Here is a 12972-nt window from a genome sequence, read left to right as displayed (position 1 = left end):
GCGAGCGGTGACGGTGCGGCAGTGACTGCAGCGACAGCAGCCACTGCTGCGGGTTCCACGGGCTCGGGCAGCCAGACGGTGATGCCCATCGCTTGCAGCATGGCCCGCTGGCGGGCGTCCAGGTTCAGGGCCATAGTTTCAGACTCATGAGCACCGCGTGTTCGCGCGGGCCGTTGGGGTTGGGGTAGTAGTTCTTGCGCAGACCGACTTCGGCAAAGCCGTGTCTGAGGTAGACCTCGCGGGCGCGGGCATTGCTTTCGCGCACTTCCAGCCAGATCCATTGGGCATTCTGCTGCCGCGACCACAGCGCCAGCGCATCGAGCAGCACGCGTGCCCAGCCCTGGCGCTGGCAGGCCGGATTGACGGTGATATTGAGCAGATGCACCTCGTCCAGCGCCTGCATGGCGACAAAGTAGCCCAGCAGTTGGTGATCGGCATCGACCAGCAGCTGTATCTGGTAGCCGGCCACCATGGCGTCCTGGAAGTTGCCGCGCGTCCAGGGATGGGCATAGGCCTGCTCCTCGATCGGGAGCAGGGTGTCGAGCCATAGCGCGGACAGCGGCTCGAAATGCACCAGGGATGCCGCATCCTGGGTGCTGGCGTCGGTGGCGAGTGTGGAGCGGCTGGGCAAGGTCATGAGGTGCTTATCGGGAGGCGGCGTCGGGGGCAGCGGCCGCGGCGGCCTTCTCGGCTTCGCGCTCGGCCGTGGTTTTTGCCACTTTATCGCGGATATAGCGCGGCAGCGCCTCTTCGGCCGGCACCGCGCAGCCTTTTGCCAACAGTGCCGGTGCCAGGCGCAGCATGGCCGTGGCCGTGGGCATGGCGTGCACATGGCGGGCCTCGGGCGCCAGCAGCTCGGGGTAGACGGGCTGGGCATTGCCCGCCACGACATGGCCGGCCGCCGCCTGCAAAGCCTCGGGGGCGCACAGGCCGAAGTCCTCGGGCTCGATCCACTGGCCGTCCGCATAGCGGAAGGCTGCGTGATAGACCTCGTGCATGCGCGCGTCGAGCACGGCCTCGACCTCGGTGCAGCCATGCAGATGACGGGCCTCTTCGGCCACGGTGAGCAGCGAGTCCACGGGCAGCACGGGAACCTTGGCGGCAAAGGCCAGACCCTGGGTGATGGCGCAGGCCGTGCGCAGGCCCGTGAAGGAGCCGGGGCCGCGCCCGAAGGCAATGGCGTCCAGCTGCGCAAAGCTCAGCCCCGCATCCTTCATGAGCTGGCGGATTGCCGGCAGCAGCTGCGCCGACGACTGCTGTGCGCCTGGCCCGCTGTGCTGCCAGATGGCATCACCACGCTGGACGGCAACAAACAGGGTATCGGTACTGGTGTCGATGGCGAGAAGATTCATGTTCGGCGGGGCGTCAGCCGCAGAAGGGCTGGAGCGCAATACGGGCTGCACTGGGCTGCAGGAGAGGGCAGCATAGCCCTGCATTATCGGACGCCCGCCGCCAGCTTGCCGCGGGCGCTGCCAATGCCCGGCATGGGCGCAGCCCGGCGTAGACTCTGGCCCCATGCTGCAGACCCCCTTCTTTCTTCGCAAGACCCTGAGTGCGCTGGGCGCATCGCTGCTGGCACTGCTGGCCCAGCCCGCGCTGGCGCAGTCCCTGCCCGCCGACACCCGCATTCCCGCCGCCGTGGACGCGGCGCTGCAACGCGCCAAGATTCCGCGCGATGCCGTATCGCTGCTGGTGATGAATGTGGACGGCAGATCGCCACCGAACCTGGCCTGGCGCACGCACCAGGCCATGAATCCGGCTTCGGTCATGAAGCTGGTCACCACCTATGCGGCGCTCGACCAGCTGGGCCCGGCCTATGTCTGGCGCACGCCCGTCTACCTGGGCGGCCCGGTGGTCGATGGTGCCCTGCGCGGCAACCTCTACATCCAGGGCCAGGGCGACCCCAAGCTGGTGCTGGAGCGCCTGTGGCTGATGCTGCGCCGCCTGCAAGGCATGGGCATCAAGGTCATCGTGGGCGATATCGTGCTGGACCGCAGCGCCTTTCAGCTGCCCGCGCATGATGCGGCGGTCTTCGACAACGAGCCCTGGCGGCCCTACAACGCCTCGCCCGATGCGCTGCTGATCAACTACAAGGCCGTGGCGCTGAATATTGCTCCTGATACAGGAGCTGGTGTCGCTCGTATTCAGTACGATCCACCAATGTTTGGCATGGAAAACCAGCAGACAGTTGCGCTTGCTGCTCCTACTTCTGATTGCGGCGACTGGCGCAGCAAGATGCAGCTGGACATGAACAATCCACAGCGCATCGCCTTCAACGGCAGCTATCCGGCAAGCTGCGGCGACAAGAGCTGGTCCATCGCACCGGCGCAGCCCGAGCGCTTTGCGGCCAAGGCCATAGAAGGCATGTGGCGCGAGCTGGGCGGCAAGCTCACCGGCGCCGTGCGCGACGGAAGCGTGCCCCAGGGCCTGCAGCCGGCGTTCCAGCTGGAGTCGCCGGCCCTGTCCGAAGTTGTGCGCGACATCAACAAATACAGCAACAACATCATGGCCCAGCATGTGCTGCTCACCCTGGGCATGCAGCGCACCGGCGTGGCCAGCTTCGACTCCGCCAGGCAGTCGCTGGCCCAGTGGTGGGCCGCGCGCTGGGGCAATGCCGAGCAGCCCGTGGTGGACAACGGCGCAGGCCTTAGCCGCAATGCCAGCATCACGGCCAGCGGACTGGGGCAGATGCTGCAAAACGCTTGGGTCTCGCCCGTGATGCCCGAGTTCGTCTCCTCCATGCCCATCGTAGGTGTGGACGGTACGCTGCGGCGCAGCAAGAGTCGGTTTGCAGGCGCCGCCCACCTCAAGACCGGCAGCTTGCGCGACTCGGCCGCGCTGGCCGGCTATGTCGATGGCGCCAGCGGCCAGCGCTATGTGCTGGTGGCCATGGCCAACCATGCCAATGCGGCGGCGGCGCGCACGGCCTGGGATGCGCTGGTGGACTGGACGGCGGCCCAGTAGCCGCCCGGGGGTGGCCGCTCTATCACCGCTCTATCGCTGCCCTTTGCTCGCTTCGACAAACCGGACCGTGGTCCGGTTTTTTTGTTGCGTGACGGAACGATGACCAGGTTATTGGTCGTTGGATTTTTGTCCGACCATCGGTAATTGCCCGATAACAACGCCTGGATGAGTGTCGCTAGGATGACGCTGAGGAAAAAAGCACGACCGTGCGATTCACAACACCTCAGGAGAACATCATCTTGGCAAGCAAACTCAAACTCTTGGCGGCTGCAATGGCAACGGTGGGCCTGCTGGCGGCCTGCGGCGGCGGAGGCGGAGCCGATACCACCCCTAAGGCCAAGGTCACCTCGGTCAAGGTCATGGGCGACAGCCTCTCGGACAGCGGTACCTTCGGCTTCAAGTTCACGGTACAGGGCTCGGCGCCCACCGGTGCTGGCTCGACCATGATCTGGCCCGAGCGCATTGCCGACCAGTTCAGCCAGAGCTTGTGCGCCCACTTTCGTGCCGGTGACGAGAATCTCACGACTTATCAGGAAGTCGCCACCTGCACCAACTACGCAGTCGGTGGCGGCCGCGTGAACCCGCTGGATGCGCCGACATCGCCCAAGTCGGTTCTGGTTCAGATCCAAGTCGCATCCAAGGCAGGCTTCAGCGCCGATGATCTCGTCGTCATCGATGGCGGCGCCAACGATGCCGCCGACGTGATCGGGGCGCTGATTGCCGCGGCCAAGGGCAATTCGCAGCCGCTGAACGCCATGGTGGCCTGGCTGGATTCCAAGGCTCCGGGCACGTCCACGGCATTGATGACCCAGGCCGGAGGCGATGCCTCCAAGTTTGCCGGCCTGGCGGCGGGTGCCTATCTGCAGACCCTGGCCAAGACTCTGGCCGGCTCCATTGCGCAGAATGTGGTCGCCAAGGGCGCCACGCGTGTGGCCGTGCTGAATGTTCCCGCCATCACCAAGACACCGCGCTTCCAGATGGTCCTGGCCAGCATCGCCCAGGCCGCAGGCGGCGGGGATCAGGGGGCTGCTGCGGCCGCCAAGCAGGAAGCGTCATTCGATGCCCTGGTACAGGTCTTCAACAACCAGCTGGCTGCCAGCCTGGCAGGCCAGTCCCAGGTGGTCCTGGTCGATTTCTACACCGAGTTCAAGAGCCAGATCAGCAACCCGGCCCAGTACGACTTCGACAACGTGAAGGATCCGGTCTGCCCGATCACTGGCGTGGACGCAAGCGGCCTGCCCACCTATACCTTCCCCACCTGCACGGCAGCGGCCTTGAGTGCTACCCCCGGCAAATCCAGCCCTGACTGGTGGCAGCACCATGTCTTTGCCGACAGTTTCCACCCCACGCCTTACGGCCATCAGCAAATGAGCCAGCTGGTTTCCCGCTCTCTGGCCCAGAAGGGCTGGCTGTAAATCCGTCCGCACCTCAATAACAAGGAGACAAAACCATGAAAATTTCTGTGCGGATCATTGCAGCCGCTGCTGCGCTGGCGGCCTGCGGTCTGGCCAGCGCCCAATCGGCCGGAAGCTGGATGGCGCGTGTGGGCGTGACCCATCTGGCGCCAGATGTGGACAGCGGCAATCTGTCGGCTCCATCCTTTGCGAACACCAAGGTGGATGCTAAAAACAACACCCAGCTCGGTGGCGGCATCACTTATATGGTGACTGACAATCTGGCGCTGGACGTGCCTCTGGCAACGCCCTTCAAGCATGATCTGATGGGTGATGGCGCCATTGCCGGCGTGGGCAAGCTGGGTAGCACCAAGGCCATTCCCGCGACCTTGATGCTGCAGTACCGCTTCAATGAAGCGAATGCTCCATTTCGTCCCTATGTGGGCCTGGGCGTGACCTATGCCCATTTTTATGGCGAGAAGACCACGGCCACGCTCAACGGCCTGACAGGGGGCACCCAGGCGAATCCGACCACCGCCAAGGTGGATGACAAGTTTGGTGCCCTGGCGCAACTGGGCTTTGTCTACAACTTCAATGAGCGCTGGTTTGTGGATGCCTCCTACTCCAAGAGTTTCTTGAAGACCAAGATCCATCTGTCTTCGGGCCAGAGCATCAACGTCAAACTCAACCCCAACGTGTTTGCGCTGGCGGTGGGCTATCGCTTCTGAAGCGCTGAAATGCACTCATGAAAAAGTCCGGGCATGCCCGGACTTTTTATTGCTGAACCCGCTCGGCTGCTCGGCTGAGCAGAGGCCTCTGGGCGGCTGGACTTAGCCCGCAGCCGCTGCGCGCTGCAGGCGGTCGCGCACGCCTTCCCAGTCGGCACTATCTGGCGGGGTTTCGATCCAGATCAGCTGGGCACCGATTTCGTCGAAGTCACGCAGCGTGCCGAACAGTTCGCGCGCCGTAGCCAGCGCTTGCTGGGGCATGGTCCGCAGCGTGATGCCTTTGGCCGTGCACTTCAAGGGGCTGCGATGATAGAGCGCAATATTCTTGCCCTCGCTGCCCAGAATATCGAGAGCCGATTGCAGCTGCCTGGCATCCATGAGCCGCACCTTGGCATTGGGCGCATAGTGTGCCAAAAGCGTGCCGGACGCCCGCGGGGTATCCGCAGTAAGCTCTTCTTTTGAGAGCGGTCGCTGGCCGCAGGCGTGTGCTATATCGTCACGCGTGATGGCGCCAGGGCGCAGCAGCACGGGCACGCCGCGCGTGCAGTCGACGATTGTCGATTCAATCCCCACTTCGCAGGCGCCGCCATCGAGCACCAGCAGTTCTTCACCAAACTCGGTGGCCACATGCTCGGCCGTGGTGGGACTGACACGGCCGAACTTGTTGGCGCTGGGGGCGGAAACGCCCCAGACCGGCGGATCGAGCTGCTGGCAGGCCCGCAGCACCGCATGGGCCACGGGGTGCGAGGGGCAGCGCAGGCCCACGCTGTCCTGACCGCCGGTCGATGCCTTGGCGGCATGCGGCAGGCGCGGCAGGATCAGCGTCAGCGGGCCGGGCCAGAACGCATCGATCAGTTGCTGAGCAAAGACCGGTACTTCCTTGGCATAGCGGGTGATGGCGGCGGCGTCGGCCACATGCACGATCAGCGGATGGTTGGCCGGGCGGCCCTTGGCGGCAAAGATCTGCGCCACGGCCGCATCGTTGTCGCTGTCTGCGGCCAGCCCATAGACCGTCTCGGTGGGCAGGCCCAGCAGCCGGCCTTGCTGCAGCGCAGCCGCAGCGGCTTGCACCGAGGTATCCAGCGTTCCATCCAGAATCACGTGTTTTCCTTAAAACGCAGCAATGCCGAGGATTTCAGCAGCCTTCAAAGCGGTTTCACGCGCTTTTTCGGGGCTTGCCGCGGTGATGTTCAAGTGACCCATCTTGCGGGCCGGCTTGGCATCGACCTTGCCGTACAGATGCAGGTGGGCACCGGGCAGGGCCAGGATCTGATCCCAGGCGGGAGCCTGTGCAGTGCCGTCGTTCTTGAACCACAGGTCGCCCAGCAGGTTGAGCATGACGGTGGCGCTGTGCTGGCGCGGCTGCACCAGGGGCAGATTGGTCATGCAGCGCACCTGCAGCTCGAACTGCGACACATCCATCGCGTTCTGGCTGTAGTGGCCGCTGTTGTGCGGGCGGGGGGCAATCTCGTTGACCACCAGTTGGCCGTTGTCCAGCACAAAGAATTCCACGCAGAGCACGCCCACGTAATCGAGCCCGATAGCTACGGACTTCGCAGCGGCTACCGCTTGCTCCGCCTGCGCTGCGGGCACGTTGCCTTCGTAGACCTCGGTCACGGCCAGAATGCCGTCGCGGTGCAGATTGCGCTGCACGGGCAGGTTGACGATGTCGCCATTGCGGCCGCGTGCCACGATGACCGAGCATTCATGCGCCAGCGGCAGCATTTTTTCGAGCACGCAGGCCACCTGCCTGAGCTCGCTCCAGGCCTGGATCAGCTCCTCGCGGGTCTTGACGCGGATCTGACCCTTGCCGTCATAGCCCATGCGTGCGGTCTTGAGGATGCCAGGCAGCAGCGCGTCGTTAACGGCCGCCAGCTGCTCGGCCGTCTCGATCACGGCATAGGGGGCGCAGGGCACGCCGCACTTCACGAAGTGGGCTTTCTCGGCAGCGCGGTCCTGGGCGATCGCCACGGCGGAGCCGGCGGGCGATACGGGCAGGCTCTCGGCCAGCTTGTTCAGCGAGCCGGCGGGCACGTTTTCGAACTCGGTGGTCACGGCTGCGCAGAGTCTGGCCAGCTCGGCCAGGCCCTGAGGGTCTTCGTAGCCGGTGCGCACATGCTGATGGCTGACCAGGCCGGCGGGGCTGGTCTCGTCCTTGTCCAGCACGGCGGTGAAATAACCCATGGCCTGTGCGGCATGGGCAAACATGCGGCCCAGCTGACCGCCGCCCAGCACGCCGAGCGTCGCACCCGGCAGAATGGGTGCCCCCACGTTTGCCACTGCGTGTGCAGCACTGCCCCCCAAGGGGGCCTTCGCGCCTTGGGACGGCCCGGTGGCGCTCATTGCTTGCGTGTCGTGGGCGCTCATGCGTTCACCGGCAGCGTCATGTTGCGGGCCGCTTCGGTCTGCTCTGCGCGGAAGGCTTCGAGCTTTTTGCGCAGCTCGGCATCCTCGTTGGCCAGCAGGGCCACGGCAAACAGGGCCGCATTGGCAGCACCGGCGTTGCCGATGGCAAAGGTGGCCACGGGCACGCCCTTGGGCATCTGCACGATGGAATGCAGCGAATCCACACCCTGCAGGTGACGGCTGGCCACAGGCACGCCGAGCACGGGCACGGTGGTCTTGGCGGCAATCATGCCGGGCAGGTGGGCAGCACCGCCGGCGCCGGCGATGATGGCCTTGAGGCCACGGTCGGCAGCGGCTTCGGCAAAGCGGAACATGTCGTCCGGCATGCGGTGGGCCGACACGACCTGCGCTTCAAAAGCGATACCGAATTGCTGGAGGATGGCAACTGCGTGCTGCATGGTGTCCCAGTCGCTGCTGGAACCCATGACCACGCCAACTTGGATGGGGTTCATGTTCTTCAGGGCGCTGCCGCCCGGCCTAGTGGAACCCCTGATTTTACGGTTTCGCTGCATTGCCGGCCGACTGTGGGGCATAGCCGTCCGGGCAAAGCAACTATGACCCCCGGATGTGGGCCGCCGCGTTATCGCGTGCAAAGCCCAGCACGCGGCCCCTGAAGACATGGATGACCCAGGCCAGCGTGACCAGTATCTGCAGGCTCAGAGAAGCCCAGGGCACATAGCTGACCCAGGCTCCGGCTTGCTCTATGCCGTCCGGCGAGCTCATCCACATGGCCACCACGGGCTGAACAAACATGGCGCCCGTATAGCCGCCCATGCCATAGGCCAGCAGTGGCGCGGCGATGTTGAGGATCAGCCAGGCGATGACAAACGAGGCCAGGGGGGACTTGAGCCTGCCCGCCAGCAGGGCGAAGCCGGTCAGCAGCAGGCAGTCACGCAACAGATGCAGGCACAGATAGAAGGTAAAGCTGTTGAGCTTGCCGCTGATGGCCATCTCAAGGCTTTGAGGAGCGAACAGCAGCAGCAAGGCCATGGCAAAGCCCAGCAGCAGGCTGACCGGCCACAGCGGCAGCGCCTCCAGCGCCTCGCGCCAGCGCTGGCGGCTGGCCGACCATTGCACCTGGCGCCAGGCGCGCAGATGCTGGTCCATATGCTGCAGGGCGACATAGGCGGTGCCGATCAGCGCGATCCAGGCGGTGCTGCTGAAAAACTCGGCAATGCCCAGATTGAGCGAGCCGGCTGCGAAAAATCCAGTCAGTGTCAGGCCCAGAGGCCAGGCCCAGGGCAGGGTGCGTACATCGAGTCGGGTGCAAAGCTGGCGCCACAGGGCCAGCAGCCCCAGGCCCAGCACCAGGGTACCTCCCAGATAGGCAAGGCCCAGGCCGCCCACATTCAGGCCCCACCAGAAGACCGGCTCGGCGTCGATGTCCACAATGCCCTTGTAGACATGGTCGATAAAGGGGCCGGGTGCGAAGAACAGGATCAGCAGAGGCAGCAGTGCTGCTCGCCGGCGATTGATAGGCCTGTCCCTCAGCCCCCAGCTCATGAGCACGGAATTCATGGCCCAGGCCTGCAGGCCCAGGCCCCAGATCACGGCCAGGCCAATCGTGTGTTGCAACTTCAGGGGCTCCAGCGCCCAGAAATGGGTCACGCCCGCCACGGCCAGCGCAAACCACAGCACGTACAGCCAGGCAGGCAAGGTGGCGCCCAGCAGCTTGCCCCAGGCCATCTGCCAGGGGGTGAGCACGGACAGACGTTGCCAGTCCCAGGTGTTCTGGCTGGCCTCCTCGGCCAGACTGCGTCCGGCCAGCACGCTGCCATAGATGATGGCTGCCAGGTACAGGCCGCCAATGGCGGTCATGCTCAGCGTGCCGGGCAGTCCCTTGGCAGAGGACAGGGCGAAGGGCAGGGCCAGGATGAGCAGGCTCAGGCCCAGGCTCCAGGCCAGCAGCGAGGGGCGCCAGTTCAGCCAGAGCTGGCGCTGGAATTCGGGATTGCGTTGGCTCATGCTTGCTCCTGACTTTCGGTATCGCGGGCCTGGGCCGTGCGGGCATAGCGGTCCTGCAGCCGCTCGCGCACCGGGTACAGCGCGGCGACGGGAATGCCGGCCTGCACCAGCTGGGTCAGCCATTGGGCGCGTGCGCTGGCGGCAGCAGGCAGCCACAACTGGATCGGACGTCGGCCCGTGGTGTCGAAGTCCTGCACCGAGGTGCTCAGCAAGGCCTGACGCAGGCGGGCCTCAAGGCCTTCGCTTTGCTCCATGGCCACTTCCAGCGCATAGAGCTGGGGCGGCTGACCGGCCGCGGCGGGCTGGCCCTCGCTGTGGGGGTTCAGCGCCTCATGGCTTTCAATGCGGCCGTCGCGGATGCTCAGGATATGGGTGCAGTACTCGTCCAGCTCGCTGAGGATGTGGCTGGAGACGATCAGCGTCATGCCCTGGGCCTGAAGCTGGCGAAACAGCGTCGAGAGGCTGCTGCGCGCATCGGGATCGAGGCCGCTGGCCGGCTCGTCGAGCAGCAGCACGCCGGGCTGGTGGACGATGGCCTGGCCGATCGCCACGCGCTGGCGCTGGCCGCGCGAGAGCTCGGTCGGGTGGCGGTGCAGCAGCTCCGTCAGGCCCAGTTGGGCGGCCACCTGCCGTACGCGGACATCCACGTCTCCAGGTGCAACGCCCATGGACAGGGCCGAGTACTGCAGGCAGCGCATCACGCTGAGCCGGTCGTACAGGCCATAGAAATCAGAGAGATAGCCCAGGTGGCGGTGCACCTCGCGCGGCTGCTCCTCGACCGACAGGCCTTTGACACGGATATGGCCGGACAGCGGCTGCTCCAGTCCGGCAATGCAGCGCATCAGCGTGGATTTGCCGGCGCCGTTGGGGCCGACGAGTGCCGTCACGCTGCCCGCAGCGATGGACAGGCTCACGCCGTCAAGGGCGCGGTGGCCCGGATATTCAAACACCAGTTGTGAAACTTCAATCAAGTCTGCGCTCCTTGGTTCGTGAGCAATATAGCCCAGGGGCGCGAGGCCCTGTGGGGCGGTCACTCTTGAAACCGTAGCTGCTTGCGCATGCTGTCTATTGATTGTCGGTATAAAACACCTTGAATTGACCTTGAAACATGCGCAGGCTGCTCCCATCTGAGTAGCAAAGACCCGGTCCGTTCTGGTCTATGGCTTGCGCTCGCGCATTTGCGTGGAGAATCGCAGCATCGCGCGGTGGGCACTCTGCTGGAGTGGCCGGTTCGCAGACTTTTCAGCGCCGCTGCCCGCGTGGCAGCGCACAAGCAGCATTGGGAATCACATGATTGACGTCACCCTCGAGAATTTTGAAGCCGAAGTCGTAGCCGCCTCCATGGCTGTGCCCGTGCTGGTGGACTTCTGGGCGCCCTGGTGCGGTCCCTGCAAGACGCTGGGTCCGGTGCTGGAGAAGCTGGAAGTCGCCTATGAAGGCCGCTTCAAGCTGGTCAAGATCGACTCCGATCAGGAGCAGCAGCTGGCCAGCATGTTCGGCATCCGCTCCATCCCGACCTGCGTGCTGATGATCGGCGGCAAGCCCGTGGACGGTTTCATGGGTGCCCAGCCCGAGGGCAAGCTGCGCGAGTTCCTGGACAAGCATCTGCCCTCCGAAGGCGAGCTGGCGGCCGAGGCTGACGCCGACGAAGCCCAGGCCCTGCTGGAGTCTGGCGACACCCAGGCGGCGCTGCAAAAGCTGGCTGATGCGCTGGCGGCCGATCCGGCCAATGACGATGCACGCTTTGACTATGTGCGCCTGCTGATCGCCACCGGCAGCTTCGAGGAAGCTGCGGCTCTGCTGGCTGAACCCATCAAGCGCATTCCCCAGCCGCAGCGCTTCGAAGCGCTGAACCAGTGGCTCAAGGCGCTGGAATTTGCCGTGCAGGACGACAATGCCGATGTGGCCAGGTACGACGCCGCCATCGCCGCCAACAAGCGCGACTTCGACGCCCGCTTTGGCCGTGCCCGCGCGCTGCTGGCCCACAGCCAGTGGACCGATGCCATGGACGAATTGCTGGAAATCATCATGCGCGACAAGACCTGGAACGACCAGGCGGCGCGCAAGCTCATCGTCGGCGTGCTGGAGCTGCTGACCCCGCCCAAGCCCAAGAAGCAGGATGCCGTGCCCGGCAAGACCAGCGGCGGCATCGAGCTGCTGGGCAAGAACAGCGCCGAGCAAGACGAGGCGACGGCCCTGGTCAACAGCTATCGCCGCAAGCTGAGCATGGCGTTGAACTAAAGGCTCCCCCTGAGGCGCTGTGCCTGGGCGGCCCCGTGCCTTCCCTCTGGCCGGGCGCCCCTCTCTCCCCTCTCTCTCTACACGCTGCGCGCTATGGGAGGGGGACAACAGCCTCGCTGCGAGGCGGCGGGGGCCGCCCAGGTCTTACCCGCTGTCCCTTGCCTTGGGGCGCGCCAGTTTTTGGTGCTTGCGTTGAATGAGACTCGCGATGGATCAGATTTTTGCAGTGGCCTTTCAGGGCCTCTTTGTTTATCTGGGGCTGGCGCTGGCATTTGCGGTGCTGGTGGGCGTGCTGCGCTCGCCGCGCTTCAAGGGCTGGCGTGGCGAGCGGGCCGTGCAGGCGACGATTCGCCGGCAGCTCAATCCGCTGATCTATGTGGCCAAGCACGACGCCACCCTGCCCACGGCGGATGGCGGCAGCACGCAGATCGATCATCTGATCTTTTCGCCCTACGGCCTGTTTGTGCTGGAAACCAAGAACTTCCAGGGCTGGATTTTCGGCACCGAAAAGCAGCGTGAATGGACGCAGCAGATTTTCAGAAAGCGCAGCCGCTTCCAGAACCCGCTGCGCCAGAACTACAAACACATCAAGACCTTGCAGTCGCTGCTGGACATTGCGCCCGAGCATCTGCACTCGGTGATCGCCTTTGTGGGCGACTGCGAATTCAAGACCGAGATGCCGGCCCATGTCACGCGCGGCCTTGGCTTTGTCGGCCATATCCAGAGCTTTACCCAACCCGTGTGGAGCCCCGAGCAAATGCAGGCGCTGCTGGACAAGTTCGAAGAGCTGCGGTTGCAGCCCGGTCGTGCCACCGACAGGCGGCATGTCGCGCATGTCCGGCAGTTGCAGGCGGCCAGCAAGGCGCGCAAACCCAGGCTGGAGCCGGTGGCGCAAGCCGCGGCCCAGCGGCTCAAGCCGCCCGCCCCCGAGAGCGTGGATGTTCTGCTGGAGCCCGTCATGTCGGCGCCGCCTTCGGCCGCAGTCGATAGGGATCTGTCGGCGCAGGTACAGCCCGCCCAGCCAGCCGTTGCGGCTCCCGCCAGGTTGGCTGACACTGCGGCAGAGGCTGCAGAGCCGGTGCGGCCCGGACGGGTCGATGCTGTGCCGGTCTGCCCGCAATGCGAATGGCCGCTGCGCAAGTTGCTGATGCAGCGCGGGCCGCTGGCAGGGCAGGCCATCTGGCGCTGTACGAATGCGATGAACTGCAGCTTTGTTCGCGGGCAACAGGTGCTTGCGCAAGCGTCCGAGACTCCTGAAAAATGAGCTGCAAGCG

Annotated in this window: 12 protein-coding genes; 5 read left to right on the top strand and 7 right to left on the bottom strand. The window is 65.0% G+C overall.

Annotated elements, in window-relative coordinates; all coding sequences use genetic code 11:
• Positions 1-124: 124 nt before the first annotated feature.
• Both rimI and tsaB read right to left on the bottom strand, forming a co-directional pair.
• Entirely contained in the window at positions 125-637 is a 513-nt protein-coding gene (gene rimI / locus P353_RS18590; protein WP_034372809.1) for a ribosomal protein S18-alanine N-acetyltransferase, read from the bottom strand.
• A 7-nt stretch (positions 638-644) separates the two neighbouring features.
• Entirely contained in the window at positions 645-1352 is a 708-nt protein-coding gene (gene tsaB / locus P353_RS18585) for a tRNA (adenosine(37)-N6)-threonylcarbamoyltransferase complex dimerization subunit type 1 TsaB (protein ID WP_034372817.1), read from the bottom strand.
• Positions 1353-1515: 163 nt separating this feature from the next.
• On the opposite strand from tsaB, the gene dacB reads away from it, so the two are divergent.
• The 3 genes from dacB (at position 1516) to P353_RS18570 (ending at position 5086) form a co-directional block, all read left to right on the top strand.
• Positions 1516-2964 (top strand): D-alanyl-D-alanine carboxypeptidase/D-alanyl-D-alanine-endopeptidase, encoded by a 1449-nt coding sequence (dacB, locus tag P353_RS18580; protein ID WP_034372807.1) that lies wholly within the window; start codon positions 1516-1518, stop codon positions 2962-2964.
• A 239-nt stretch (positions 2965-3203) separates the two neighbouring features.
• The gene (locus P353_RS18575) at positions 3204-4379 is read left to right on the top strand and encodes an SGNH/GDSL hydrolase family protein (RefSeq protein ID WP_034372805.1); all 1176 of its coding nucleotides are present in this window, start codon (positions 3204-3206) and stop codon (positions 4377-4379) included.
• A 35-nt stretch (positions 4380-4414) separates the two neighbouring features.
• Positions 4415-5086, top strand: a complete 672-nt coding sequence (locus tag P353_RS18570; protein WP_034372803.1) for an OmpW/AlkL family protein — start codon at positions 4415-4417, stop codon at positions 5084-5086.
• Positions 5087-5188: 102 nt separating this feature from the next.
• Here the strand turns inward: P353_RS18570 and P353_RS18565 are convergent, their stop codons facing one another.
• From P353_RS18565 to P353_RS18545, 5 genes are all read right to left on the bottom strand, one after another.
• Complete coding sequence (locus P353_RS18565; protein WP_034372801.1) at positions 5189-6187, bottom strand: L-threonylcarbamoyladenylate synthase; 999 nt, start codon at positions 6185-6187, stop codon at positions 5189-5191.
• Positions 6188-6196: 9 nt separating this feature from the next.
• Entirely contained in the window at positions 6197-7453 is a 1257-nt protein-coding gene (locus P353_RS18560) for a 5-(carboxyamino)imidazole ribonucleotide synthase (protein WP_269799973.1), read from the bottom strand.
• Positions 7450-7944, bottom strand: a complete 495-nt coding sequence (gene purE, locus P353_RS18555; protein WP_003072555.1) for a 5-(carboxyamino)imidazole ribonucleotide mutase — start codon at positions 7942-7944, stop codon at positions 7450-7452. Before purE ends, P353_RS18560 begins: the two co-directional genes overlap by 4 nt.
• A 100-nt stretch (positions 7945-8044) precedes the next feature.
• A complete protein-coding gene (locus tag P353_RS18550) occupies positions 8045-9457 on the bottom strand; it encodes a hypothetical protein (protein WP_034372799.1) in 1413 nt (470 codons plus the stop codon).
• Positions 9454-10428 (bottom strand): ABC transporter ATP-binding protein, encoded by a 975-nt coding sequence (locus P353_RS18545; protein WP_034372797.1) that lies wholly within the window; start codon positions 10426-10428, stop codon positions 9454-9456. The genes P353_RS18550 and P353_RS18545 overlap by 4 nt, the downstream gene beginning before the upstream one ends.
• 319 nt (positions 10429-10747) lie before the next feature.
• Here P353_RS18545 and trxA point away from each other — a divergent pair, with 319 nt between their 5' ends.
• A complete protein-coding gene (gene trxA, locus P353_RS18540) occupies positions 10748-11698 on the top strand; it encodes a thioredoxin (RefSeq protein ID WP_034372795.1) in 951 nt (316 codons plus the stop codon).
• A gap of 208 nt (positions 11699-11906) precedes the next feature.
• Positions 11907-12962: a nuclease-related domain-containing protein gene (locus tag P353_RS18535; protein WP_034372793.1), complete on the top strand. Its 1056-nt coding sequence runs from the start codon at positions 11907-11909 to the stop codon at positions 12960-12962.
• The last annotated feature ends 10 nt before the right edge of the window (positions 12963-12972 follow it).

Source organism: Comamonas testosteroni, assembly GCF_000761245.1.
In the GTDB taxonomy this organism is placed as follows: Bacteria; Pseudomonadota; Gammaproteobacteria; order Burkholderiales; family Burkholderiaceae_C; genus Comamonas; species Comamonas testosteroni_C.
Note: the sequence above shows the minus strand (reverse complement) of the source record. Positions and strands in the feature narration are given on the sequence as shown.

Coding starts and splice junctions, on each gene's coding strand:
- rimI (WP_034372809.1), bottom strand. CDS start 637: ATGACCTTGCCCAGCCGCTCCACACTCGCCACCGACGCCAGCACCCAG.
- tsaB (WP_034372817.1), bottom strand. CDS start 1,352: ATGAATCTTCTCGCCATCGACACCAGTACCGATACCCTGTTTGTTGCC.
- dacB (WP_034372807.1), top strand. CDS start 1,516: ATGCTGCAGACCCCCTTCTTTCTTCGCAAGACCCTGAGTGCGCTGGGC.
- P353_RS18570 (WP_034372803.1), top strand. CDS start 4,415: ATGAAAATTTCTGTGCGGATCATTGCAGCCGCTGCTGCGCTGGCGGCC.
- P353_RS18560 (WP_269799973.1), bottom strand. CDS start 7,453: ATGAGCGCCCACGACACGCAAGCAATGAGCGCCACCGGGCCGTCCCAA.
- purE (WP_003072555.1), bottom strand. CDS start 7,944: ATGAACCCCATCCAAGTTGGCGTGGTCATGGGTTCCAGCAGCGACTGG.
- P353_RS18550 (WP_034372799.1), bottom strand. CDS start 9,457: ATGAGCCAACGCAATCCCGAATTCCAGCGCCAGCTCTGGCTGAACTGG.
- trxA (WP_034372795.1), top strand. CDS start 10,748: ATGATTGACGTCACCCTCGAGAATTTTGAAGCCGAAGTCGTAGCCGCC.
- P353_RS18535 (WP_034372793.1), top strand. CDS start 11,907: ATGGATCAGATTTTTGCAGTGGCCTTTCAGGGCCTCTTTGTTTATCTG.